Below are 24,894 nucleotides of genomic sequence, written 5' to 3' on the forward strand. Positions count from 1 at the left end.
GGTCATGCGCCTTTGAAAGACGGCTTGCGCTTCTCCACGAAAGCCTTGGCGGCCTCCTTATGGTCCTCGGTGTCGCTGCAGCGGGTGTGGTGGATCGCCTCGCCGTCGAAGCAATCCTCCAGCGGCAGATGCTCGGCGTTGTTGATGTTGCGCTTGATGAAGCCGAGCGCGATCGACGGGCCCTGCGCCAGCGACAGCGCGAGCTCGTGCGCAGCCGCGTCGATCTCGGCGTCGGGCACGACCTTGGTCACCATGCCGATCGCGTGCGCCTCCTTCGCCGTGAGCACCGGCGACATCAGATAGAGTTCGCGCGCCCGCGCGCTACCCAGCAGCTGCGTCAGGAAATAGGTGCCGCCGTAATCGCCGGAGAATCCGACTTTGGCGAAAGCGGTGGTGATCTTGCAGGATTCCGATGCGATGCGCAGATCACACGACAGCGCCATCGAAAGACCGGCGCCGGCCGCGGCGCCGTCGAGCTGCGCCACGACGGGTTTCGGCATCTGGTGCAGGATGCGCGAGACCTCCATGCCGCGGCGGAGGTTCGCCATTTTCACCTCGAACGGCAGCGGCGCACGGCCCGCCGCCATCGACTTGACGTCGCCGCCGACGCAGAACGAGCCGCCGGCGCCCTTGAACAGCACCGCGCGCACCTCCGGATCGTCCGCCGCCCGGCGCGCCGCCTCGACCAGCCCGGCCACCATCTCGGGGTTAAGGGCGTTCTTCCGCTCCGGGCGATTCATGGTGATGGTGAGTAGCCCGCCTTCGAGCTTCTGCAGGACCATGTCGTTCATGGGACGTCTCCCTTGTTGTCGTCTTGTCGTGTCTTACCACCCGTCATTGCGAGGAGAGCTCTTGCGACGAAGCAATCCAGACTGTCTCCATGGAAACGTCTCTGGATTGCTTCGCTTCGCTCGCAATGACGATGCCTATTTCTTCACCAGCGGACAGCGCGACTGCTCCAGCGGCTGGAACGCTTCGCTGCCGGGCACGGTGGCGAGCAGCTTGTAATCGTCCCAGCGCCCCTTCGACTCCGACGGCTTCTTGACCTCGAACAGGTACATGTCGTGGATCATGCGGCCGTCCTCGCGGATCTTGCCGTTCCTGGCGAAGAAATCGTTGATCGGCGTCTCCTTCATGATCTTCATGACGGCCGCCGCGTCGGTCGTACCCGCAGCCTTCACCGCCTTCAGATACTGCGTGATGGACGAATAGACGCCGGCCTGCGCCGAGGTCGGCACCCGCTTGGTACGCTCCATGAAGCGCTTCGAGAATGCGCGCGTGTCGTCATTGAGGTCCCAGTAGAACGCCTCGGCCAGCAGCAGGCCCTGCGCGGTCTCCAGCCCGATCGAGTCGATGTCGGAGACGAAGGCGAGCAGCGGCGAGACCTTCTGGCCGCCCTTGGTGATGCCGAACTCGGCCGCCTGCTTGATGGCGTTGACGGTGTCGCCGCCGGCATTGGCAAGGCCGATCACCTTGGCCTTGGAGGCCTGCGCCTGCAGCAGGAACGACGAGAAGTCCGAGGTGTTGAGCGGATGACGCACGCTGCCGAGCACCTTGCCGCCGGTCTTGGTGACGACCGCGCTGGTGTCCTTCTCCAGATCCTGGCCGAAAGCGTAGTCGGCGGTGAGGAAGAACCAGCTGTCGAGGCCGGTTTTGACGGCGGCAAGGCCGGTCACGTTGGCCTGTCCGTAGGTGTCGAACACGTAGTGGATGGTGTAAGGGCCACAGGCCTCGTTGGTGAGACGGATCGAGCCCGGACCGTTGAACATGATGATCTTGTTGCGCGCCTTTGCGATCTCGCCGGCGGCAAGCGCGGTCGCGGAAGCCGCGACGTCGTAGATCATCTCGACGCCCTGGTTGTCGAGCATGTCGCGGGCGATGTTGGCGGAGAGATCGGCCTTGTTTTGATGGTCGGCCGCCAGCACTTGGATCTTGCGCCCCAGCACCTCGCCGCCGAAATCCTCCACGGCCATCTTGGCCGCGGTCTCGCTGCCGGGACCGGTGATGTCGGCATAGAGGCTCGACATATCGAGGATGCCGCCGATCTTGAGAGGTGGCTTGTCCTGGGCCTGCACGGCGCTCGCACTGAGGGCGAACGCTGCGGCAAAAATGCCCGACAAAATTTGCTTCATGGAAAAAGACCTCCCTTATCGCGCCGTACTCTGATGGCGGCTTGGTTATCGCTCTTGGTTATAGTTGATGGCAATTGCTGTTGCCGCAATCATGCCGCATGCGCAAGAGCGCAGCAAGCGCGCGGTGCGATGCGCGCAGGATTGCCGCGCATGTTTTCCGCAAAACGGAATGGTGGAATGACGCAAGATGTTTCCGCGTCATTGCCAGCGTGTGAGCCAACAGCGACGCTGCACATTCGAAGGCCCCTTCGTCGTTGGCATCGTTTGAGTTATGATCGAAGCATACCGCAACCTCTCCGGGTCACGTGGCACGACTGCTTTACCTCATCGTCGTATTCCTTCTCCTCGCGAGCCACACCGCGCTCGCGACGCCGTGCCAATTCGAATCGCAAGGCGAAGGCCGCGTCGTGGCGATCGCCGATGCCCGCAGTGTCCGTCTCGATGACGGCCGCGAAATCCGCCTCACCGGCATCGAGCCCACGGCGACGACGAAACAGGCTCTGGCCTCGCTGCTCGCTGGCCGCGACGTCACACTCCGGGGCACCGACGACACGCCCGACCGCTACGGCCGGCAGGGCGCGCTGGTCTTCATCGGCGAGAGCGACACGCCGGTGCAGGCCATGCTGCTCGCCCAGGGCGACGCCATGGTCTCCGCCGAGATCAGCGACAAGGACTGCGCGGCTGTCCTGATGACGTCGGAGGTCGCGGCACGGCGTCAAAAAATGGGCAGCTGGGCTGACCCGTCGGCCATAAAAAACGCGGAAAGTCCGGACGATATTTTGGCGGGGATCGGGCGTTTTGTGGTGGTCGAGGGTAAAGTCCTGTCGGTCCGGCAAGCTGGGGCAATGACCTACCTCAACTTCGGACGGAACTGGACACGTGGCTTCGCCGTGACTATTTCAAAGCGCACGCTACCGGCGTTCGAAAGCGCCGGCATCACCCTTAAGTCCTTGGAAAATAAACGTGTTCAAGTTCGGGGCTGGGTCGAGGGAAGTGCGGGGCCGCGGATTGATGTGCGGTTCGTAGGGCAGGTCGAGTTGCTAGGCGCAAACGAGCCGACAGGGGTAAGGCCCTAAAGAGGGCCAGGCACGGGTTAAGCGACGTGAATGGGGTGCTAGAACGGCACGTACGGAACGAACGCCGCCGCCTGCGGGCGGCGCCGGCCGCGCTATGCCTCGTGCTGGGCACGGCGCTGGCGGGCTGCGGCGACATGGGCCGGTTCCAGACCGCTGCTGCTCCGGCGACCGTCGCCATGCCAAAGCCGAAACCGGCCGTCGCGCAGACCCCCGCGACCGAGAAGGAGCACGAGCGGATCCTGGCGAGCTATGGCGGGACCTATGACGATCCCAGGCTCGAGTCGCTCGTCAGCAAGACAGTCGACCGGTTGGTTGCAGCCTCAGATCGTCCAGACCAGGGCTACAAGGTCACCATCCTCAATTCCGGCGCGGTGAACGCCTTCGCGCTGCCCAACGGCCAGCTCTACGTCACGCGTGGCCTGCTCGCGCTCGCCAGCGACACCTCGGAATTGTCCTCCGTGCTCAGCCACGAGATGGCGCATGTGCTGTCCAAGCACGCCGCGATGCGCGAGGACCAGGCGCGCCAGGCCGCGATCGTCACCCGTGTCGTCACCGACATGAGCAACGATCCAGATCTCACCGCGCTGGCGCTGGCCAAGACCAAGCTCACCATGGCGAGCTTTTCGCGCAAGCAGGAGTTCGAGGCCGACGGCATCGGCGTCGGCATTTCCGCCAAGGCGCATTTCGACCCCTATGGTGCGGCACGTTTCCTCTCGGCGATGGAGCGCAATGCCGAGCTGAAAGCGGGCAAGAGCTCGCTTGATCCGCGCGCGCAGGATTTCACCTCGTCGCATCCGGCCACCCCGGAGCGCGTGCAGAATGCGCAGACCATTGCGCGGCAATATACTGCGCCTGAGGGCGCCGAGCGCGACCGCGAGACCTATCTCGCGGCGATCGACAACCTCGTCTACGGCGAAGACCCCAGCGAAGGTTTCGTCCGCGGCCGCCGCTTCCTGCATCCGAAGCTGGGCTTTACCTTCCAGGCGCCGGAGAATTTCACGCTCGACAACACCGCCCAGGCCGTGATCGGCGTGCGCGAGGGCGGCGCACAGGCGATGCGTTTCGACGTGGTACGCGTCCCGGCCGAGCAGTCGCTCGGCGACTACCTCAATTCCGGCTGGATGGAGGGTGTCGAGAAGGCGTCCACCGAAGACATCACCATCAACGGCTTTCCGGCCGCGTCCGCCTCCGCCAAGGGCGACCAGTGGCAGTTCAAGGTCTACGCCCTGCGCTTCGGCAGCGACGTCTACCGGTTCATCTTCGCGACCCGGCAGAAATCGACCGAGAGCGAGCGCAACGCACGCGAGACCGTCAATTCATTCCGCCGCCTGACGCTGGACGAGATCCAGGCCGCCCGCCCGCTCCGCATCAAGGTCATCACCGTGCAGCCCGGCGACACCGTGGAATCGCTCTCCCACCGCATGGCCGGCGTCGATCATCCCGCCGAGCGCTTTCGTGTGCTGAACGGCCTCGAGCGCACCGCGCAGGTGAAGGTGCGCGACCGCGTGAAGATCGTGGCGGATTGACGTGCGCTAAGCACGCGTCGCCACAAGGACAGTGCCGTAGGGTAGGCAAAGCGGAAGCGTGCCCACCACTTCTCTCAATCGGAAACAGATGGTGGGCACGGCGCAAGAGCGCCTTTGCCCACCCTACGAAACCGGTCGGGTGGCGACGGCGCGAGCCCTAACGTCCCGCGTCCATGTCGCCGGCCTCGCGCTGGCCGCTGAGCCAGAGCGCGAGCAGCGTCCAGAACGCACCTGACAGCAGATAGGCGCCCGAGGCGATGACGCCGAGATTGGTGGCGAGCAGCAGCGCGACCAGCGGCGCGAAACCGGCGCCGAACAGCCAAGCCATGTCCGACGTCAGCGCGGACGCCGTGTAGCGATAGGTCTGCTTGAAGCTCGAGGCGATCGCGCCCGAGGACTGGCCGAACGACAGGCCGAGCAGGATGAAGCCGATCACCATGTAGATGGTCTCGCCGAACGCGCCGGCGTCGAGCAGCTGCGGGGCAAAGCCGCTGTAGATCGCGATCGCGATCGCCGATCCCATCAGAAGCGATTTGCGCCCCACACGGTCGGCGATGATGCCGGAGGCCACGATCGCGCCGACGCCGAACACGGCAGCGACGATCTCGATGATCAGGAAGCGCACCGGGCTTTCGCGGGTGAACAGGAACACCCAGGACAGCGGAAACACCGTGACCATGTGGAACAGCGCGAAGCTCGCGAGCGGCGCGAACGCGCCCAGCATGATGTTCTGGCCTTCGCGCGCGACCGTCTCGGAGATGCGCGCGGGCTGTAGCTCGCGGGTCTCGAACAGCGAGGCGTATTCCGCCGTCGTCACCATGCGCAGGCGCGCGAACAGCGCCACGACATTGATGGCGAACGCGACGAAGAACGGATAGCGCCAGCCCCAGTCGAAGAAATCTTCGGCCGACAGATTGCCGGCGAAATAAGCAAACAGCGCGCTTGCCACGATCAGCCCGAGCGGAGCTCCCAGCTGCGGCACCATCGCGTACCAGCCGCGCTGTGAGGGCGGTGCGTTCAGCGCCAGCAGAGAGGCCATGCCGTCCCATGCGCCGCCCCAGGCCAGCCCCTGTGCGACGCGCGCCAGCGCCAGCAACCAGATCGCGGCACTCCCGATCTCGCTGTAGCCCGGGAGGAAGGCGATCGCGACGGTCGCGGTGCCGAGCAGAAACAGCGCCGAGATCAGCTTGGCCGTCTTGCCGTATTCCCGGTCGACCGTCATGAAAATGACGGTGCCGATCGGCCGCGCCATGAACGCCAGAGCGAAGACCATGAAGGAATAGAAGGTGCCGGTCAGCTCGCTCGTGAAAGGGAACACCAAGCGGGGAAACACGATCACCGAGGCAATCGCGAAGACGAAAAAATCGAAGAATTCCGAGGTGCGGCCGATGATGACGCCGATGGCGATCTCGCCGGGACTGGCGAGGTCGTGGCCGTGCTCGCCCGAGGGGGTCTCTGCCAATACGGGGGTGTGTGCCGTCGCCATTCGTGCGCCCTTAGCGTCCTGATAACCAATGCCGACCGCCCGGCGGGGCGCCAGGCAATCCGGCTTTGTCTGATCCAATATTCTGCACTGCAACATTGGACAAATTGTCCAATGTCCCGATTGCTGCGCCGCAGCTACCCGTTGGCCCCGCAAAAGAAACTCATTCTCAAAGGCTCAGCCCGTGTCTCGTCTCAAGATCCTGGCGCTACTACCTCTGGCTGCTGCGCTCAGCGGCTGCGACTACGTCGTGCTGGCGCCAGCTGGCGATATCGCAGCCCAACAGCGCGACCTCGTCATCATCTCCACCGTCCTGATGTTGCTGATCGTCGTCCCCGTGATGGCGCTGACGGTGCTGTTCGCCTGGCGCTATCGCCAGTCCAACACGGACGCTCGCTACGAGCCGGAATGGGATCACTCGACCGCGCTCGAGCTGGTGATCTGGTCGGCACCGCTGCTGATCATCGTCTGCCTGGGCGCGCTGACCTGGATGGGCACGCACCTGCTCGACCCCTATCGCACGCTCGGCCGCATCCATGCCGACCGCGCCGTGGACCAGTCCAAAGCTCCGCTCGAGGTCGACGTCGTCGCGCTCGACTGGAAGTGGCTCTTCATCTATCCGGACTACGGCATCGCCACCGTCAACGAGCTTGCAGCTCCGGTCGATCGTCCGATTACCTTCCGCATCACCGCGTCCTCGGTGATGAACTCGTTCTACATCCCCGCGCTCGCCGGACAGATCTACGCGATGCCGGGCATGGAGACCAAGCTCCACGCGGTGGTGAACCACGCCGGCAGCTACAAGGGCTTCTCGGCCAACTACAGCGGTGCCGGCTTCTCCGGCATGCGCTTCAACTTCCAGGGCCTCGACGACAAGGGTTTTGACGCCTGGGTCGCCAGCGCCAAGTCTGCTGGCGGCTCGCTCGGCCGCGCCGAATATCTCCAACTCGAGAAGCCCAGCGAGAACGAGCCGGTGCGACGCTGGGGCACCGTCGATGCCGATCTCTATCGCCTGATCCTTAACATGTGCGTCGAGACCGGCAAGATGTGCCAGAGCGAGATGATGGCGATCGACGCCAAGGGCGGCAACGGCCATGAGGGCCTGAACAACACGCTGCCGCTGGCCTACGACAAATACGCCCGCCGCGGCACGGCGCTCGGACCCGAGCCGAGCTTCGTCGCAGGCACCTGCACGCCCGATGCGCCGCAAGGCAAGACCACGGCGTCGATCACGGCTCCCGTCGACATGGCGCCGCTGCTCGGCGCCGGCCTGAAGCGGCCGAGCTTCACGCCGCTCAAGTCCTCGTCCTTCTTCCTCGGACTGCGTCCGAAGTCAGACTCGTAAAGAGATCCCGCATGTCTCCTGATTTTCTCAAGCTCATCTTCGGCCGGCTCACCATCGAATCCTTGCCGTTGCACGAGCCGATCGTCGTCGGCACCTTCGCGGTGGTGGCAACCGGCGGGCTCGTCATGCTCGCCGGTCTGACCTATCTCCGCCTCTGGGGTTATCTCTGGCGCGAATGGTTCACCAGCGTGGACCACAAGCGCATCGGCATCATGTACATGATCCTCGGCATCGTGATGCTGCTGCGCGGCTTCGCCGACGCGCTCATGATGCGGTTGCAGCAGGCACTCGCCTTTGGTGGCTCCGAAGGCTACCTCAACGCCCATCACTACGATCAGATCTTCACCGCCCACGGCGTGATCATGATCTTCTTCGTGGCGATGCCGCTGGTCACCGGCCTGATGAACTATGTCGTGCCGCTCCAGATCGGCGCGCGCGACGTGTCGTTCCCATTCCTGAACAATTTCAGCTTCTGGATGACAGTCGGCGGCGCGGTACTGGTGATGGCTTCGCTGTTCATCGGCGAATTCGCCCGCACCGGCTGGCTGGCTTATCCGCCGCTGTCCAACATCGGCTACAGTCCTGACGTCGGCGTCGACTATTACATATGGGGTTTGCAGGTCGCCGGCGTCGGAACGACGCTGTCCGGCATCAATCTGATCTGCACCATCGTCAAGCTGCGGTGCCCCGGCATGACCATGATGAAGATGCCGGTGTTCACCTGGACCTCGCTCTGCACCAACGTCCTGATCGTCGCCTCCTTCCCCGTCCTGACCGTCGTGCTCGCGCTGCTCACGCTCGACCGCTACGTCGGCACCAACTTCTTCACGAACGATTTCGGCGGCAGCCCGATGATGTACGTGAACCTGATCTGGATCTGGGGCCATCCTGAAGTCTACATCCTGGTCCTCCCGGCCTTCGGCATCTTCTCGGAAGTGACCTCGACCTTCTCCGGCAAGCGGCTGTTCGGCTACACCTCAATGGTCTACGCCACGGTCGTCATCACCATCCTGTCGTACCTGGTCTGGCTGCACCACTTCTTCACGATGGGCTCGGGCGCCAGCGTCAACTCGTTCTTCGGCATCACCACGATGATCATCTCGATCCCGACGGGCGCGAAGATGTTCAACTGGCTGTTCACGATGTATCGCGGCCGTATCCGCTACGAGCTGCCGATGCTGTGGACGATCGCGTTCATGCTGACCTTCGTGCTCGGAGGCATGACCGGCGTGCTGCTCGCGGTGCCGCCGGCCGACTTCGTGCTGCACAACAGCCTGTTCCTGATCGCGCACTTCCACAACGTCATCATCGGCGGCGTGGTGTTCGGCGCGTTCGCAGGCATCAACTACTGGTTCCCGAAGGCTTTCGGCTTCAAGCTCGATCCGTTCTGGGGCAAGCTGTCGTTCTGGTTCTGGGTCACCGGCTTCTACCTCGCCTTCATGCCGCTCTATGTGCTCGGCCTGATGGGCGTGACCCGCCGGCTGCGCGTGTTCGACGATCCGAGCCTGCAGATCTGGTTCATCATCGCAGGGATCGGCGCTTTCCTCGTCTTCCTCGGCATCCTCTCGATGCTGATGCAGTTCGCGGTCTCCTTCCTCAAGCGCGAGCAACTCAAGGACGTCACCGGCGATCCCTGGGATGCACGCACGCTGGAATGGGCGACCTCCTCGCCGCCGCCGGACTACAACTTCGCCTTCACCCCCGTCGTTCACGACAATGACGCGTGGTGGGACATGAAGAGGCGCGGCTACCAGCGTCCGCTGACCGGGTTCAAGCCGATCCACATGCCCAGCAGCACCGGCACCGGCATCATCCTAGCCGGCCTCGCCACCGCGATGGGTTTCGGCCTGATCTGGTACATCTGGTGGCTGGCCGCATTGAGCTTCGCCGGGCTGCTCGTTGTCGGCATCGGTCACACCTTCAACTATCACCGCGACTTCGACATTCCGGCTGACGACGTCATCCGGGCCGAGGACGCGCGCACCAAACTGCTCGCCGGAGCCAAGTAAATGACTGTCGCTGTCCATCCCACCCAATCCGGCGAGCCGGTCTTCTACGTCGCCGACGAACATCCGCATCCGGAAGGCTACAGCACCTCGCTCGGCTTCTGGATCTATCTGATGAGCGACTGTCTCATCTTCGCGATCCTGTTCGCCACCTTCGGCGTGCTCGGCGGCAATTACGCCGCCGGCCCCGCGCCGAAGGACCTGTTCGAGCTGCCCCTGGTGGCGGTGAACACCTCGATGCTGCTGCTGTCGTCGATCACGTATGGTTTTGCCATGCTGACCATGCAGCAGAACAAGGTCGCGCAGACGCAAGTCTGGCTGGCCATCACCGGCCTGTTCGGCCTCGCCTTCATCGGCATCGAGCTGTCCGAATTCGCCCACATGATCCATGAGGGCGCGACGCCGCAGCGCAGCGCTTTCCTTTCGGCGTTCTTCACGCTGGTCGGCACCCACGGCCTGCACGTCTCCTGCGGCCTGATCTGGCTGGTGACGCTGATGGTGCAGGTTCAGAAGTTCGGCCTGATCGAGGCCAATCGCCGCCGCCTGATGTGCCTGTCGATGTTCTGGCACTTCCTCGACGTGGTCTGGATCGGCGTTTTCACCTTCGTCTATCTCCTGGGAGTTCTGCGATGAGCACCGATACCCACGCCGCGCACGCGGGCGATCATCACCACGAAGACGGCCACGCCCACGGCACGTTCTCGACCTACATGCTCGGCTTCGTGCTCTCGGTCGTGCTGACCGCAATTCCATTCTGGCTGGTGATGAGCGGGGCGCTGCCGAGCAAGCAGATCACCGCGCTGGTCATCATGGCCTTCGCCGTCGTGCAGATCGTCGTGCACATGGTCTACTTCCTGCACATGAACACGACGTCCGAGAACGGCTGGACCATGATGGCGCTGATCTTCACCATCGTCATGGTGGTGATCGCGCTGTCCGGTTCGCTGTGGGTGATGAGCCACCTCAACAGCAACATGATGCCGATGCACGAAATGACGGGAATGAAGTGAGCGATACCGGGACCGTGACGGACAAGGCAGAGGGCGCGCCCCGCAAGGCTGCACGCCCCTCCTTGTGGCTCACGGTCCTTTCGCTCGCAGCCTTCGCACTTCTGATCGCGCTCGGAATCTGGCAGATCGAGCGCCGCGCCTGGAAGCTGGCGCTAATCGACCGCATCGAACAGCGCGTCCACGCCCCGGCCCAGCCGATCCCCTCGCCCGCTTCATGGCCCGCGGTCAGCGCCGCCAACGACGAGTACAGGCATGTCAGCCTCAAAGGCCGCTTCCTGCACGACCGCGAGACCCTGGTGCAGGCTGTCACCGAGGAGGGCCCGGGTTTTTGGGTGCTGACGCCGCTCCAGCGCGATGACGGCACGCAGGTGCTGATCAACCGCGGCTTCGTGCCATCGGAGCGGCGTGAGGCATCGACGCGCCGGGACGGCAATCCGGACGGCCCGGTCGAGATCACCGGCCTGCTCCGCATTTCGGAGCCGAAAGGCGGCTTCCTCCGGAACAACGTGCCCCAGCACAACCGCTGGTATTCGCGCGATGTCGCCGCGATTGCGACGGCCCGCGACCTCCACGACATCGCACCCTTTTTCGTCGATGCCGACGCCGGATCACAATCCGCTGGCGGCCCGATCGGCGGATTGACCGTGGTCGCCTTTCCCAATAACCACCTGATCTACGCGCTGACGTGGTTTGCCCTCGCTTTCATGCTGGCAGGTAGACTCTTCGTCACATTCGGCGGCGGGCTGTTCCGCCGCAAACGCTTCGTCCACGAACAGGCTGGCGGCTCCAATGCTGTCGCCCGCAGGACGGGATCAGATGCTGAAACGATCGTCGAGCCGACCTGACGACGGGAAGACGCTTTCCCACACATTTGCGCAGGACGGGTTGGCCGTCACGCTGCAATCGCAGGCGGACGCACGCAGCGAGCTGATCGGGGCTGCGCCGACCGACGACGAGACCAACCGCAAGAACATGGCGCTGCTGATCCAGCTGCGCTGGACCGCGGTGGTCGGCCAGATCGTGACCATCGGCGGCGTGCATTTTGGGCTCGGCATTCCACTGCCTTTGGAGCGGATGGGCGCGGTGATCGGCGCGCTGGTGCTGCTCAACGTCTCCAGCCTGGTCTGGGTGCGCCATCGCGCCGCGATCACCAACAACGAGCTGCTGGTCGCCCTGATGCTGGACGTCGCCGCGCTAACCGCGCAGCTCTACCTCTCTGGCGGCGCCACCAACCCCTTCACCTCGCTATTCCTGCTCCAGGTGACGCTCGGCGCGGTGCTGCTCGACGGCCGCTCGACCTGGTCGCTGGTCGCGCTGACCTGCGCGAGTTTTGTCTGGCTGACTTTGGCATATCGCCCGCTGGAGCTGCCGCCGAACCCGCTGAGCGAGACTTACACGCTCACGGTCGCCGGCATGCTGCTGGGCTTCGTGCTCAACGCCGTGCTGCTGGTGGTGTTCGTCACCCGCATCAACAGGAATTTGCGCGAGCGCGACGCGCATCTGGCCGCACTGCGCCAGCATGCGGCCGAGCAGGACCACATCGTGCGCATGGGCCTGCTCGCCTCCGGTGCTGCGCATGAGCTCGGGACGCCGCTGGCCTCGCTCTCGGTCATCCTCAGCGATTGGCGCCGCATGCCTGATCTCGCCGCCGATCAGGAGCTCGCCGAGGACCTCGCGGAGATGGAAACCTCGCTGCAACGCTGCAAGTCGATCGTGACGGGCATCCTGGTCTCGGCGGGCGAAGCGCGCGGCGAAGGCTCGTCGCCGACGACGGTGACGGCGTTCGTCACCGCCCTGGTCGACGAGTGGCGCGACGCGCGCTCGGCGCGGACGCTCTACTTCGTCAACACCTTTGGCGGGGACGTTGCGATCGTCTCGGATGTTGCTCTGAAACAGGTGATCTTCAACGTGCTGGACAATGCCTATGAGGTCTCGCGCGACTGGGTCGAGCTCGTGGCCGAGCGCGAGGGCGACAATCTCGTGCTGTCGATCAGCGACCGCGGCCCGGGCTTTGCGTCTGACATGCTGGCACAACTCGGAAAGCCCTATCAATCGAGCAAGGGCCGCGCCGGCGGCGGGCTCGGCCTGTTCCTGGTGGTGAACGTGGTGCGCAAGCTGGGCGGCACCGTGACCGCCGAGAATCACAGGAAGCGCGGCGCCACAGTGCGCCTCACGCTGCCGCTCGCAACGCTCGCGATCGGAGGGAATTTTGACGCCTGACCGTTCGCTCATAGTCGTCGAAGACGATGCGGGTTTTGCACGCACGCTGAAGCGCTCGTTCGAGCGCCGCGGCTACGAGGTCGTGCTCGCCGCCTCGATCGAGGAGGTGCGGCAAGTGCTGGAGGAACGCTCTTTCGGCCACGCCGTGGTCGACCTCAAGCTCGGCGGCGCTTCGGGCCTTGCCTGCGTCGAGCTCTTGCACACGCATGATCCTGATATGCTGATCGTGGTGCTGACCGGCTTTGCCAGCATCTCGACCGCCGTGGAGGCGATCAAGCTCGGCGCCTGCCACTATCTCGCAAAGCCCTCCAACACCGACGACATCGAAGCCGCCTTCACCAAGGCCGCCGGGAATACCGAGGTCGCACTCGACGCGCGGCCGACCTCGATCAAGACGCTGGAATGGGAGCGCATCCACCAGACCCTGATCGAGACCGATTTCAACATCTCGGAGGCGGCCCGGCGATTGGGCATGCACCGGCGCACGCTGGCACGGAAGCTCGAGAAGCGGCCGGTGAAGTGAGCCGTCCGCAGCTCTCACCGCACGTCATACGGCAGACCCGCCCCTGCCTCCCAAACAAAAAAAGCCCGGCCGAACGGCCGGGCTTTTGATCTCTTGCGATCGACGCGACGAAAGCGCTTACGCGGCCTCGTCGGCGACGGTGGTGTCGTCGCCATCGGTGTCGTCGGTATCGCCCTCGGCATCCGCCTCGCCTTCGGCGGTTTCGGACTTGGCACCGCGGCGCGGGCTCTTGGCGAGCTGGGCCTCGATCTCCTTGACCGCTTCGGTCTCGGTCGAGTGCTGCACCACCGCGATCTCGCGGGACAGACGATCGAGCGCCGCTTCATAGAGCTGGCGTTCGCTGTAGGACTGCTCCGGCTGCGATTCCGAGCGGAAGAGATCGCGCACGACTTCCGCGATCGCAACGATGTCGCCCGAATTGATCTTGGCTTCGTATTCCTGGGCGCGGCGCGACCACATCGTGCGCTTGACGCGGGCGCGGCCCTTCAGCGTCTCCAGCGCCTTCTTCACCAGCGCGGGCTCCGACAGCTTGCGCATGCCGACATTGGCGACCTTGGCGGTCGGCACGCGCAGCGTCATCTTGTCCTTGATGAAGTTGATGACGAACAGCTCGAGCTTCGCGCCGGCGATCTCCTGCTCCTCGATGGCCAGGATCTGGCCGACGCCGTGAGCGGGATAGACGACGAATTCATTGGCCTTGAAGCCCTGGCGCTGGGTCACGACCTTCTTTTCCTCGACCTTCGGCGCAGCGGCGGCCGGCTTCACAGCGGGCTTGGCGGCAGCGACGGGAGCCTTGGCAGGAGCAGCAACGGGAGCCTTCGGCGCGGCGGGCTTCGCAGCAGGAGCCTTGGCGGCAGGGGCCTTGGCAGCGACAGGCTTGGCAGCAGGCTTTGCAACGGTCGCTTTCGCGGCCGGTTTGGCAGTCTTGTTAGGCATTGCGCTTCTTTTGTTCTTCGAGGACTTTGCAGCCGGCGGCGCCTTGGCAGCGGCCCGACCCTTGGATGCGCTACGGCTGGCCGCGGCGACTTTTTTGGCCTCCTTATGGGAAGCCCTCGCTGAAGTACTCTTTTTACGCGTTTTCTGTGACACAGCCTGCGCGCGGAAACTGCCACGCCCCTGTTCGACATTTGGTTTCACGGGAACCCAGCGGGGCCAACGGGGCTGACAGGGTTCGGCTTAATGTGCCCAATATAGCACATTTCCCGCAAAAATCAATGATTTAGGGGTCTTCAGGGCTGGTTTTCGGCAGCAGCGACGCTATTAGGGTTAAGTTTGGACCCGATTTAGTCGCCGGAGCCGGGATTCGGAGAGAAATATTTCTCGAACTTGCCGTCCATGCCGTCGAATTCCTTCGCGTCGGCAGGTGATTCTTTCTTCTGGGTGATGTTCGGCCAGCTCTTGGCGTACTGGGTGTTCACTTCCAGCCACTTTTCGAGGCCCGGTTCCGTGTCCGGCTTGATGGCGTCGGCGGGGCATTCCGGCTCGCACACGCCACAATCGATGCACTCGTCCGGGTGGATGACGAGCATGTTGTCACCCTCGTAGAAACAGTCGACCGGGCAGACCTCGACGCAGTCGGTATACTTGCACTTGATGCAGTTTTCAGTGACGACGTAAGTCATCCAACGCTCCGAAAAGCTCTTTTAAAAGTCGCGGCTTGCGTAGCGCGGATGGCCGGGCGCCGCAAGGTCGGGAAGGCCCGATCATGACGGCTTTGCGCGTTTGATCGACCAAGAAATGAATGCAATGCGCAATTAATTGCGCATCCCGAGCTCTTCGTAGAGCACGCGCGCGGAGGCGGCATCGCCGCGGCGTTCGCTGAAGCCTGTCACCTTCAGGACGCGCACGGTGCGATCGAGCGCCACGGTGATGACGTCGCCGAGCTTGATCGCATGGCCCGGCGCCTTTTCGCGCTCACCATTGACGCGGACATGCCCCTTTTCGACGAGCTCGGCCGCCGAGGTCCGCGCTTTCACCACCCGCGCGTGCCACAGCCATTTGTCGAGGCGCTGCCGCTCGGTCGTGGCTCTATTCCTTCCGACGCGTTTTCTTCACGCGAACCGCTCCGCACTTCGCTTGAAAACGCTATGCTACTCCTTGCGCCCGGAAAGCTGCTCCTTCAGCGCGGCGAGCTTCGCGAAGGGCGAGTTCGGATCGGCGGGACGATCCCGCTCGCGCGGATTCGCGCTCGAGGCGTAGGGACGCAGCGACGGACCGCCCTGGCGGTCGCGGCCCTTGTCGCGGTCACGGCCGCGGTTGTCGCGGCCCTTGTCGCGATCTCCGCCGAACTTGCCCTTGTCGCGTCCCTTGTTGTCGCGATCCTTGTTGTCGCGATCCTTGCCCTCGAAGCGGCGGTTCTTGTCGTCGCGCCCCTCGGGACGCGGCGCGCCTTCGCCACCTTCGCGCGGCTTGCGGAAGTCTCTGCCAGAATCTCTGCGATGACCACCATGACGATGACCCGGCTTGGCGCCGTCGGCGGCTTCGCCGGGCGCGGCGCCCGCTGCACCGGGTGCGGCGCCAGCTTCAGCGCCGGCCTGCGGACGCTGGTTCTGATGACGCTGGTGGCGATGGCGCTCGTGGCGCGGCTTGCGGTCCTCGTGACGGCCGCCGGGACGCCAGACCTCGATCAGCTCGGGCTCGGCGGGCGTCGCCGCAGCTTCAGCTTCAGGCGCGGCGGCGTCGGGTGATGCGGCAGCTTCGGTCTCGGCCGGAACAGCTTCGAGGCCGGCGGACTCGGTGGGCGCAGCGGCTTCTTCCGCCGGCGGCGCAATGCCGGGCGCGTCTTCGGGCGTGACGGGGTCGGGAGAGGCTTCCAGCACAGGCTCAGCCTCCTGAGCCGGCTCGTCCTGCGGCTCCATGCCGGGCGCATCTTCGACGGTGACGGGCTCGGCGGCAGCTTCGGTGGAGGGCTCCGCCGGCAGACCGGCAACGGCCTCCGCCGCAGAGTCGGTTGAGGTCTCCGCGCTGCCTTCAGCCGGCGGCGTCTCGGCCGCGACCGTTTCCACCACGGCCGGCTTTGCCGGCAGCGGCGGACGCTTCTCCATGCGATAGCCGAGGGCGCGCAGGACCGAGGCGAAATCTTCGCCGGCCGATCCCGTGAGCGAGGTCATCGCCTGCGTCACCACGAAACTGCGGCCGTCGAAGGCGCCGGCCGGCTTTTCGCCGGATGCGTTCTCGCGCCAGGCGAGCGCCGGGCGGATCAGATCGGCCAGGCGCTCCAGGATGTCGACGCGCACGGCGCGCTCGCCGGCCTGCTTGTAGCCGAGCACGCGATAGGCATCGCGCGGCAACGCTTTGTCGACCGGGAACGAGGTGCGCCCCGAGGAGGCCAGATGCTGCGCGCCGGACAGCGAGGACAGATCGACATTGTCCTGCTTCAGCGCCCACAGCAGCGCGGCCAGCGCACGCCCGGCGGGCTTGAGCAGGCCGGGGAAATAGATGTGATAGGCGCCGAAACGGACGCCGTATTTGCGCAGCACGGCGCGCGAGGGCTGGTCGAGATCCTTCAGCTCGTTGGCGATCTTGGGACGCTCGAGCACGCCGAGGGCCTCGACGAGCTGAAAGGCGATGCCGCGGGCGATGCCGGTGACGTCCTCGGCCTTGGACAGCTCGAACATCGGCCCGAGCAGCTTCTCGACATGGGTCTTGAGCCAGAGCTCGAGCCGGGCCTGCACCTTGTCGCGGGGGGCGCCGGTCAGGCGCTCGTCGGAGATGATGCGGATGCGCGGATGCAGCGCGTCCTCCGCGGCAGACAGTCGCGCCACCGCGTCGCCGGTCCAGCGGATGATGCCTTCCGAGGTCAGCACGAACTGATCGTCCGGCGCGTTGCCGAGCTTTTCGGCGCGCGTGTTGATCTCGCCTGCGAGCACCGCTTGCGCCGCAGCCTGCAAGGCTTTCGCATCGGAGCCGGCTTCCGCCGCATCCGGTGCAAAGGTGAAGCCATCGAGACGGCCGATGACATGGCCTTCGACGATGACTTCGCCGGTCTTGCCGATTTCAGTATTCAAGCTCGTGTTCTCCCGCAGGCGGCGCATCAATACACTGGTCCGGCGATCAACGAAACGCTCAGTCAAGCGTTCATGGAGCGCATCCGATAATTTATTTTCGACCTCGCGGGCGATTCCCTGCCAGCGTTCGGGGTCTTTCAGCCAGTCCGGACGGTTGGCGACGAAGGTCCAGGTGCGGATCTGCGCGATTCGGGCCGACAGCGTGTCGATGTCGCCGTCGACGCGGTCGGCCTGGGTGATCTGGGCCTCGAACCAAGCATCGGGGATGCAGCCCTTGCGCATCAGGAAGCCGTACAGCGTGGTCACCAGCTCGGCATGGGCGGCCGGCGACAATTTCCTGTAGTCGGGGACCTGGCAGGCCTCCCACAGCCGCTCCACGGCGTCCTTGCCATGCGCGACATCGCGCACCTCGACGTCGCGGGCGGCGTGCTCGAGCACGCGCATGTCCTCGGCAACAGGCGCGCGCGTCAGGGCCTCGTGGCCGGGGCCGAGGTTCAGGGAGACCTGGAGCGCGCCGAGCGAGGCAAAATCCAGCCTGGCGTTGCGCCATTGCAGCATCTTCACGGGTTCGAAAGTGTGGTTCTGCAGCGCGTTGACGAGTTCGGGCTCGAACGGCGCGCAGCGGCCGGTGGTGCCGAAGGTGCCGTTGCGCGTGGCGCGCCCCGCGCGGCCTGCGATCTGCGCGAATTCGGACGGCGTCAGCCGGCGGAACTGGTAGCCGTCATATTTGCGGTCCGAGGCGAACGCGACGTGGTCGACGTCGAGATTGAGGCCCATGCCGACGGCGTCGGTGGCGACGAGATAATCGACGTCGCCGTTCTGGAACATCGCCACCTGCGCATTGCGCGTGCGGGGCGACAGCGAGCCCAGCACCACGGCGGCGCCGCCGTGCTGGCGGCGGATCAGCTCGGCGATGGCGTAGACCTCGTCGGCCGAGAACGCGACAATCGCAGTTCGGCGCGGCTGGCGCGTGATCTTGCGGTCGCCGGCGAATTCCAGCTGCGACAGCCTGGGACGCGTGATCATGGAGACGCCCGGCAGCAGCCGCTCGATGATCGGGCGCATGGTGGCAGCGCCCAAGAGCAGCGTCTCGTCGCGGCCGCGGCGGTTGAGGATGCGGTCGGTGAAGACGTGGCCGCGTTCGAGATCGCTGGCGATCTGGACCTCGTCGACGGCGAGGAAGGAGACGTCGAGATCGCGCGGCATCGCCTCGACGGTCGACACCCAATAGCGCGGGCTCTTCGGCTTGATCTTCTCCTCGCCGGTGACGAGCGCGACCGCGTCGCTGCCGACCCTTGCCGCGATCTTGTTGTAGACCTCGCGCGCGAGCAGGCGCAGCGGCAGGCCGATCATGCCCGAGGGATGCGCGAGCATCCGCTCGATGGCGAGATGGGTCTTGCCGGTGTTGGTCGGCCCGAGCACCGCAGTGACGCCGGCGCCAGGCACGCGATCGGACAGCGCGCGCTCGGAAGCGAAGGGGGAGGAGGAAAAGGGCATCTGGGGGATTAGGTAGTGCCTGATCGGGCGAATGTCAGTGCTGTCTGGGCCAGAGCGGCACCTGCGAAGTGTCAGCTATGTCTCCGAACACGCCGCCGCCTCCACTGCTGTCATCCAGTAAGCCGCGGCAGTGTGGCGAAGCCGAGAGGCAGCGGCGTACTGGATGCCCCGGTCAAGCCGGGGCATGACAGCGGAGTGTGTGGGAGCACCCACCAAGATCCCGCGCAACTGTCTCACTTTGCGACGCTTTTCCCGTTGGCTTTAAGCTTCGGAACGACTCTAGAACGAATCGCGGCCGAATCGCTGACTCCCTCCGGAGTCATGTTCCGTTCACGCAACATGTCGCGGGAGTCTTGTTGGCTGCGACTAGATGGAGTTTTGGGCCGCCGTACAAGTGACGTTTCGATGGCTGAAAGCCTTAAGTTGGGGACGGCGCGGAGTCGAATCAGAATCGGGGAGGAGTCAAATGGATTCCCGGCCCCGTCATGCGCGGGCTTGACCCGCGTATCCACTGCAACACGAGCGCCTTTCCGGGGGATGGCTGGCCGGGTCAAGCCAGGCCATGACGACCTCGCCACCCCTTTTTTGCGAAAACAACCCCATGCACAGTAGGGACGTGATTGAATTTGCATGCACTTTTGCGAGCGAAAACCTCCGCTCGTCGGCTGAGAGCGCACTACGGCAAACGACCCGAATGACGGCCGAGAGAGAGCGCACTACAGCTGGCGGCGGCTTACTGCGTCTTCGCCACTCTTGGCGGCTGGGCCGTGGTGATGAAGCTGGTGGCTTCGAGCATCGCCGGGCCGAGCGGCGTCGGCACCTTCAGCCAGAACGGGACCAGGATGCGCGTGCCGGCGATGGGGGCGAACGCGATCTCCATGTTGCGCTGGGCGGCGAGGTATTTGATCACGGGGCGATCGGGGATGTAGCCCGCGACCGGCACGAAATAGAGCGAGCAGACCACCACCGGGCCCTTGTAACCCTTCTCGGCCTTCACGGTCTCCATGCGCTTGAAATCGAGCTTGAGCTCGTAGCGCATGCGGCCGTCGAACACCGGGGCCGAGCTGTGGCAGGCCTCCGGCGAGACGGGGTCGCCAGTGCCTGATACCCGCAGCAGCGAGGCCGTCATGGGGTCCCAGACGCCGCGGCGGTGCGCGTCGGTGACGACGATACGATCAGGATCGACCGGCGGCTCCGGCAGGATGGCAAAATCCTTCACATTGCCCTTGTCGAGCGTGATGCGGATCTCTTCGGTCTTCTTCGAGGTTGTGGTGGAGGCCTGGTAGCCGGTCGCAACCAGCGCGCCGTTGACGACTCGCCCTTGGCTGGCGCCGGTGCCGGACCCGCCCGTGAACGATTTCAGCAGCCCCGAGGTGCCGCCGGAGGCCGCGGCTGCGAACACATCGTCCTGGATGTCGATGTTCCAGGCGCCCTTGCCGACGGGAATGCCGGCCAAGGAGGCCTCATATTGCGCCTCGAGCTTGCCCTGCGCCGCCGCCGGCACGGCGCCCCACGCCACCGTCAGGCCGCAAAGCACCGCCAGCCAGCCGGCAAGACGCGGGCGGGCGGAGCGCGATTTCGGCGCAACATGGGGCGATATCAGCACGAAACAATCCAATCGGGGCGCGACGGTTGGTACTTAAGCCAAAAACCGCGGCAAACAATGTGTCGGAACGTGTCGATCCCGGAACTTCCAGCGGACTCTTCGGCGGCGAATACGCCCTTTATGTGATGTTAAGGCGCGACAAACACTGCCGTTTTGGTGATCTTGGGAGGGTGCTGCGGGCACGGTAACCTCTCCCGCGTGCGGGAGAGGTCGCGCGAAGCGCGGGAGAGGGCTGTCTCCTCTGGGGGACACTATCCGTAACGACGCCCAGCCCCCCAGAGGAGAGAACCCTTACCCCAACCCTCTCCCGCAGGCGGGAGAGGGAGCGCACCGTTCGGGCGGCTCAAATCCCCGCCCAAAACCTTGACGTCCCGCCCCTTCCCCCCTATACGTCCGCCGCTCCCTGCAAGGACAAGAGAATTCGCCCCCGTGGCGCCCAGAATGGCGGCCGCACATCGTTGGGGGTTTCAGGATAAGGATTGATGCCATGTCTCGCCGCTGCGAACTGACGGCCAAGGGCCCCCTCGTCGGCCACAAGGTCAGCCACTCCAACATCAAGACCAAGCGCCGCTTCCTGCCGAACCTGGTCAACGTGACCTTCATCAGCGAAGCCCTGGAGCGCAACGTGCGCCTGCGCGTCTCCACCAACGCGGTGAAGAGCGTCGATCACAATGGCGGCCTCGACGCCTACCTGCTCAAGGCCAAGGCCGACGTCCTGTCGCCGCGCGCCCTCGATCTGAAGCGCGCCATCCAGAAGAAGGTCGGCCCGACGGCCGCACCGGCCAAGAAGGCCAGCTGAGTTTTTCCAGAATTGGGCGGGGGCTAGGTTGCGTCGCGTGGCGTAGGCTTAGCCAAGTAGAGTTTGCGTTGCGGCCGGATCGGAAGATCCGGCCGTTTTTGTTTCAACAAGTCGCACCGCCGCTAGTCTATTAATGCAATTTCTATATACAGTAAGCAGGCACTGATCCGAGATTGCGTTGCCGCGGCTGCTATCAGGATTCAAATATGGCGTCGGCACAACAGCTTATCGGCCTCATAAAAAGCCATGCGGAAGGCGACGAAGATCGATTTTTCGACCTCGCCATGCAACTTGCTGCGGCCGAAGCTCAAAAGGGTCACGTGCGATTGGCGGAGCAGCTTCGGCAATGGGCTGACGCGAGCAAGGCTACCACCAATCGGGCAAGTTTTTCGAAGCCGACACCGCTTGCGACGCCGCGTGGAGATCTAGCGGCGTTACTCAGCGCTAGCTATCCGACAACGCGGCTTGGTGACGTTATTCTTCCACTGGAAGCCGCGGACGAACTCGCTCACGTCGTTGCTGAAACGCGCATGACCGAGCAGCTTGAATCGAAGGGCCTTCGACCCCGTCGAAGACTCTTGCTTGCCGGCCCCCCCGGAACGGGCAAGACGCTATCTGCGGCCGCACTCGCCGGCGAACTCAAGTACCCGCTTTTCGCTGTGCTTCTTCATGGCCTCATAACGAAGTTCATGGGTGAGACCGCACAGAAGCTTCGGATGGTATTCGACGCGGTCCGTACAACTCGTGGAATTTACTTGTTTGACGAGATCGACGCCCTAGCGGCGACACGGGGTAATGAGAATGATGTCGGCGAAGCTCGGCGAATTCTCAATTCTTTTCTTCAATTTTTGGATGAGGACACTGGCCCGTCGATTGTGGTTGCCACCACGAATCTTCCTGAGATTCTAGATCGCGCCATCCTTCGGCGCTTTGATCTGGTCCTACGGTACGAGATGCCAAGCGCGCCTGCGATCGAGACGGCAATGCGGCGACGGTTGAGTGGATTCAACGTTCGCGAAGTAGACTGGTCAGAAGTAGCGAATAATGCTGGGGGCCTCTCGACAGCTGATGTCATCGCTGCAGCAGAAGATGCCGCTCGTAGATCAGTGTTAGGCAAATTGAGCCTGATCAGAACATCTGCGATCATTACATCCCTTGAACGTCGGCGCTCATTGCATGGGATAGGGGCGGTTTTGAATGCCGAGAGATCTTCCTCACTTCATAATAAGCGGTCTAGGTAGGTCAGAGAAATATAAGGCTAAGGGCAGCGGGTCTACTAAGAGACCGCATGACGTACCGAATCGGGCTCAGCACGCTCAGGCCTTGCTACGGGCTCTTGATGCCCTCCCAGACCTATCGGGCGGCGCGAGACCGGGTGTTTATCTTGAGGTGCAAGGTCGCGCCGGCGAGGTCATGATCACCAAAGGGCTAAACGCCAGCGATCTAACCCTTCTGTCGATAGTGCAAGAGCATCCAGAGAACAATCAACCTACGAAAGCGACCGTGTTTGCCACGGCAAAGGGCTTGGATAAACTCAGGCACAAGATCGAAGACTTTGCAGATAAGAACCGAACAAAGGCGGACGGCTCGGAAGGCCGTCCTTACAATGCCGACCTAGTACAGAGCATCGGCGCCATCGTCGAAGCTGGGCTTCGGGCACTCTGGCGTGGCCCGATATCAAAATTTCCCGACGGTGACGGCACAATTCCGTGGGAGATTTGGCTCGATATCTCGCAAGCTGAAGCATTCTTCGCGCGCGCAGCTGAGTTTGGCGTAGCTATCGGGGCAGATCGCCTCGAATTTCCTGAAGACCTCGTGGTTATTGCGAATGCAACGCAAAATTCTCTTGCACTGGCTAACCGCCGTCTCGCCGGTGTTCGAGCCCTTGCCGCTCCCACCGTCACTGCTGACTATTTCGATGCAATGCAGATTGAGGAGCAGGCAGAATGGCTAGGAGCGCTACAGAACCTAACGACGTTCGAACCAATTGACAGCCCAACCTATATCACCCTTCTGGATAGAGGTGTCAGTCGCGCTCATCCTCTCATTGCTCCCGCTCTAACTGGCGCCGATAGGCACGCGGCCGACCCAGCTTGGGGCGTCGAGGATTACGTTGGTCACGGCACACAATTGGCAGGTTTGTCGCTCTACGGCGATCTCACGGTTGCCCTGCAAGCTATGATGCCAATTCAATTACGGCAGCGCCTTGAGTCAGCAAAGATCATACCCGATGCCGGACACAATCCCCACCACCTACTGGGGGCAATGACCCGTGCCGGCATCAACGCGGTCGAAACCGCTGCTGATCGGCGGCGAATATTTGCGATGGCGAGTACAACCGAAGATGATACGCCGCACGATGGGGCTCCCACCTCTTGGTCAACTGAGATCGACCAATTGGTTGCAGGCGTCTCTGGTTTAAAAAAGATCCCTCGTCTCCTCCTCGTTTCAGCGGGAAACACCAATCAAAATCTATTTGGGAATGATGATTATCTGTCATCCTCCCACCATCCCGAAAATGAGATTGAATCGCCGGCGCACGCTTGGAATGCCATTTGCGTCGGCGCCTACACAAACAAGATTTTCTTGCCTTTCGGAGAGGCAGGAGTTCCGTTAGCGCCAGCCGGTGACCTTGCTCCATCATCTCGGACTGCCAGTTGGCTGTCACATTGGCCGATAAAGCCCGATATCGTTTTTGAAGGCGGAAACTGGGTTGTGAATGGTCCCCCACCACCCATGGGTCACTCAGCTCTCGCGCTGCTTACGACGGATCACCAATTTCCCCTTAGAGTGTTTACAACGTGCGGCGAAACCAGCGGTGCAACTGCTTTGGCCGCAAGGGCGATTTCTGAATTGTGGACGGAATATCCGCATCTGTGGCCAGAGACAATTCGCGCACTTTTCATATCATCGGCGCGTTGGACCCAACAGATGCGGAGCCATTTGCCGACAAATCCTGCGAAAGGTGCCTACGGGCAACTCTTTCAGCGCTATGGCTACGGCGTTCCGGATATGCAGCGCGCACGTAGGAGTGCATCCAATGCGCTATCGCTCGTCGTGCAGGATACGATCCAACCTTATCGAAGCAGCGATAGCGGTGGCGAGCACACCCACAACGAAATGAAGCTATTCGAACTACCATGGCCGGTTGAAGAGCTACGCAAACTCGCTGATACGCCTGTAACTTTAAGGGTGGCTCTGAGTACATACATTCAACCTAACCCTTCCGAACCAGCCCGTGGCTCAAAATTCCGCTATGCCTCGCATAATTTGCGTTTCAAGTTGAACCGGCCGAACGAGGGTAAGTCAGAATTCATCGCACGAATAAGCAAGATTGCGGAGCAGCCCGAAGGGCCTGTTGTCGATGAAGATGACGGATGGAAATTCGGACGGAACCGACGAGACGTCGGCTCTATACAAATAGATGAATTGTCCTGCGCCGCATCAGACCTTGCCCGACGCAATATCGTCGCCGTTCATCCCGTTGCTGGATGGTGGAAGGCGCGGACCGCGAAGGACCCTGAAAATCGATCAGCGCGCTTTGCGTTAGTAGTCGAGATAGATGCGGAAGCTCTTGAGACGAATTTGTATGCTGAAGTGCAAATGGCGATAGACAATCTAAATGCCGTTTCTGTTGTGGTGTAGCTGATTTTGACCACTACAA

At 63.3% G+C, this 24,894-nt stretch carries 19 protein-coding genes and 1 pseudogene; 12 read left to right on the forward strand and 8 right to left on the reverse strand.

Annotation, left to right across the window (positions count from 1 at the left end):
• Positions 1 to 2 precede the first annotated feature (2 nt).
• Complete coding sequence (locus C7G42_RS14015; RefSeq protein ID WP_106949512.1) at positions 3 to 791, reverse strand: enoyl-CoA hydratase; 789 nt, start codon at positions 789 to 791, stop codon at positions 3 to 5.
• A 135-nt stretch (positions 792 to 926) separates the two neighbouring features.
• Entirely contained in the window at positions 927 to 2,132 is a 1,206-nt protein-coding gene (locus tag C7G42_RS14020) for an ABC transporter substrate-binding protein (RefSeq protein ID WP_106949513.1), read from the reverse strand.
• Positions 2,133 to 2,437: 305 nt separating this feature from the next.
• Here C7G42_RS14020 and C7G42_RS14025 point away from each other — a divergent pair, with 305 nt between their 5' ends.
• Together C7G42_RS14025 and C7G42_RS14030 are read left to right on the forward strand one after the other, a co-directional pair.
• Positions 2,438 to 3,208, forward strand: a complete 771-nt coding sequence (locus tag C7G42_RS14025; RefSeq protein ID WP_502694203.1) for a thermonuclease family protein — start codon at positions 2,438 to 2,440, stop codon at positions 3,206 to 3,208.
• A gap of 35 nt (positions 3,209 to 3,243) precedes the next feature.
• Positions 3,244 to 4,734 carry a M48 family metalloprotease gene (locus tag C7G42_RS14030; RefSeq protein WP_106949514.1) on the forward strand — a complete coding sequence of 497 codons (1,491 nt, stop codon included), beginning with the start codon at positions 3,244 to 3,246 and terminating at the stop codon, positions 4,732 to 4,734.
• A gap of 157 nt (positions 4,735 to 4,891) precedes the next feature.
• Here the strand turns inward: C7G42_RS14030 and C7G42_RS14035 are convergent, their stop codons facing one another.
• Positions 4,892 to 6,220, reverse strand: coding sequence for an MFS transporter (locus C7G42_RS14035; protein WP_106949515.1), 1,329 nt, complete (start codon positions 6,218 to 6,220; stop codon positions 4,892 to 4,894).
• A 181-nt stretch (positions 6,221 to 6,401) separates the two neighbouring features.
• On the opposite strand from C7G42_RS14035, the gene cyoA reads away from it, so the two are divergent.
• Genes cyoA through C7G42_RS14070 form a run of 7 tightly spaced genes read left to right on the forward strand, consistent with a single transcriptional unit; the run spans position 6,402 to position 13,321 of the window.
• Positions 6,402 to 7,562, forward strand: coding sequence for a ubiquinol oxidase subunit II (gene cyoA / locus C7G42_RS14040; RefSeq protein ID WP_106949516.1), 1,161 nt, complete (start codon positions 6,402 to 6,404; stop codon positions 7,560 to 7,562).
• Between the two features lie 11 nt (positions 7,563 to 7,573).
• Positions 7,574 to 9,571, forward strand: a complete 1,998-nt coding sequence (cyoB, locus tag C7G42_RS14045) for a cytochrome o ubiquinol oxidase subunit I (RefSeq protein WP_106949517.1) — start codon at positions 7,574 to 7,576, stop codon at positions 9,569 to 9,571.
• Positions 9,572 to 10,201, forward strand: coding sequence for a cytochrome o ubiquinol oxidase subunit III (gene cyoC / locus C7G42_RS14050; protein ID WP_106949518.1), 630 nt, complete (start codon positions 9,572 to 9,574; stop codon positions 10,199 to 10,201). It abuts the gene before it with no gap.
• Positions 10,198 to 10,578: a cytochrome o ubiquinol oxidase subunit IV gene (cyoD, locus tag C7G42_RS14055; protein WP_106949519.1), complete on the forward strand. Its 381-nt coding sequence runs from the start codon at positions 10,198 to 10,200 to the stop codon at positions 10,576 to 10,578. Before cyoC ends, cyoD begins: the two co-directional genes overlap by 4 nt.
• Positions 10,575 to 11,423, forward strand: coding sequence for an SURF1 family protein (locus tag C7G42_RS14060; protein WP_106949520.1), 849 nt, complete (start codon positions 10,575 to 10,577; stop codon positions 11,421 to 11,423). The genes cyoD and C7G42_RS14060 overlap by 4 nt, the downstream gene beginning before the upstream one ends.
• Complete coding sequence (locus C7G42_RS14065) at positions 11,395 to 12,798, forward strand: ATP-binding protein (protein ID WP_199580893.1); 1,404 nt, start codon at positions 11,395 to 11,397, stop codon at positions 12,796 to 12,798. The genes C7G42_RS14060 and C7G42_RS14065 overlap by 29 nt, the downstream gene beginning before the upstream one ends.
• Positions 12,788 to 13,321, forward strand: coding sequence for a response regulator transcription factor (locus tag C7G42_RS14070; RefSeq protein WP_106949522.1), 534 nt, complete (start codon positions 12,788 to 12,790; stop codon positions 13,319 to 13,321). Before C7G42_RS14065 ends, C7G42_RS14070 begins: the two co-directional genes overlap by 11 nt.
• 117 nt (positions 13,322 to 13,438) lie before the next feature.
• On the opposite strand, the gene C7G42_RS14075 is transcribed toward C7G42_RS14070, so the two are convergent.
• From C7G42_RS14075 to C7G42_RS14100, 5 genes and pseudogenes are all read right to left on the reverse strand, one after another.
• Positions 13,439 to 14,257: a CarD family transcriptional regulator gene (locus C7G42_RS14075; protein WP_199580894.1), complete on the reverse strand. Its 819-nt coding sequence runs from the start codon at positions 14,255 to 14,257 to the stop codon at positions 13,439 to 13,441.
• Positions 14,258 to 14,604: 347 nt separating this feature from the next.
• On the reverse strand, positions 14,605 to 14,943 hold the full coding sequence (gene fdxA / locus C7G42_RS14080) for a ferredoxin FdxA (RefSeq protein WP_106949524.1): 339 nt from the start codon (positions 14,941 to 14,943) through the stop codon (positions 14,605 to 14,607).
• Between the two features lie 132 nt (positions 14,944 to 15,075).
• Positions 15,076 to 15,339 (reverse strand): annotated as a pseudogene (locus C7G42_RS14085) (RNA-binding S4 domain-containing protein); the annotation flags it as partial.
• A gap of 72 nt (positions 15,340 to 15,411) precedes the next feature.
• Positions 15,412 to 18,825, reverse strand: coding sequence for a helicase-related protein (locus C7G42_RS14090; RefSeq protein ID WP_106949526.1), 3,414 nt, complete (start codon positions 18,823 to 18,825; stop codon positions 15,412 to 15,414).
• Positions 18,826 to 19,558: 733 nt separating this feature from the next.
• Positions 19,559 to 20,368: a DUF3108 domain-containing protein gene (locus tag C7G42_RS14100; RefSeq protein ID WP_199580915.1), complete on the reverse strand. Its 810-nt coding sequence runs from the start codon at positions 20,366 to 20,368 to the stop codon at positions 19,559 to 19,561.
• 550 nt (positions 20,369 to 20,918) lie between these two features.
• Here C7G42_RS14100 and rpmB point away from each other — a divergent pair.
• The 3 genes from rpmB (at position 20,919) to C7G42_RS14115 (ending at position 24,875) form a co-directional block, all read left to right on the forward strand.
• Positions 20,919 to 21,230, forward strand: a complete 312-nt coding sequence (gene rpmB / locus C7G42_RS14105; protein ID WP_106949527.1) for a 50S ribosomal protein L28 — start codon at positions 20,919 to 20,921, stop codon at positions 21,228 to 21,230.
• A 206-nt stretch (positions 21,231 to 21,436) separates the two neighbouring features.
• Positions 21,437 to 22,471: an AAA family ATPase gene (locus tag C7G42_RS14110; protein WP_106949528.1), complete on the forward strand. Its 1,035-nt coding sequence runs from the start codon at positions 21,437 to 21,439 to the stop codon at positions 22,469 to 22,471.
• Between the two features lie 172 nt (positions 22,472 to 22,643).
• Positions 22,644 to 24,875: a S8 family peptidase gene (locus C7G42_RS14115; protein ID WP_106949529.1), complete on the forward strand. Its 2,232-nt coding sequence runs from the start codon at positions 22,644 to 22,646 to the stop codon at positions 24,873 to 24,875.
• The last annotated feature ends 19 nt before the right edge of the window (positions 24,876 to 24,894 follow it).

Source organism: Bradyrhizobium sp. MOS003, from assembly GCF_003020125.1.
Lineage (GTDB): Bacteria > Pseudomonadota > Alphaproteobacteria > Rhizobiales > Xanthobacteraceae > Bradyrhizobium.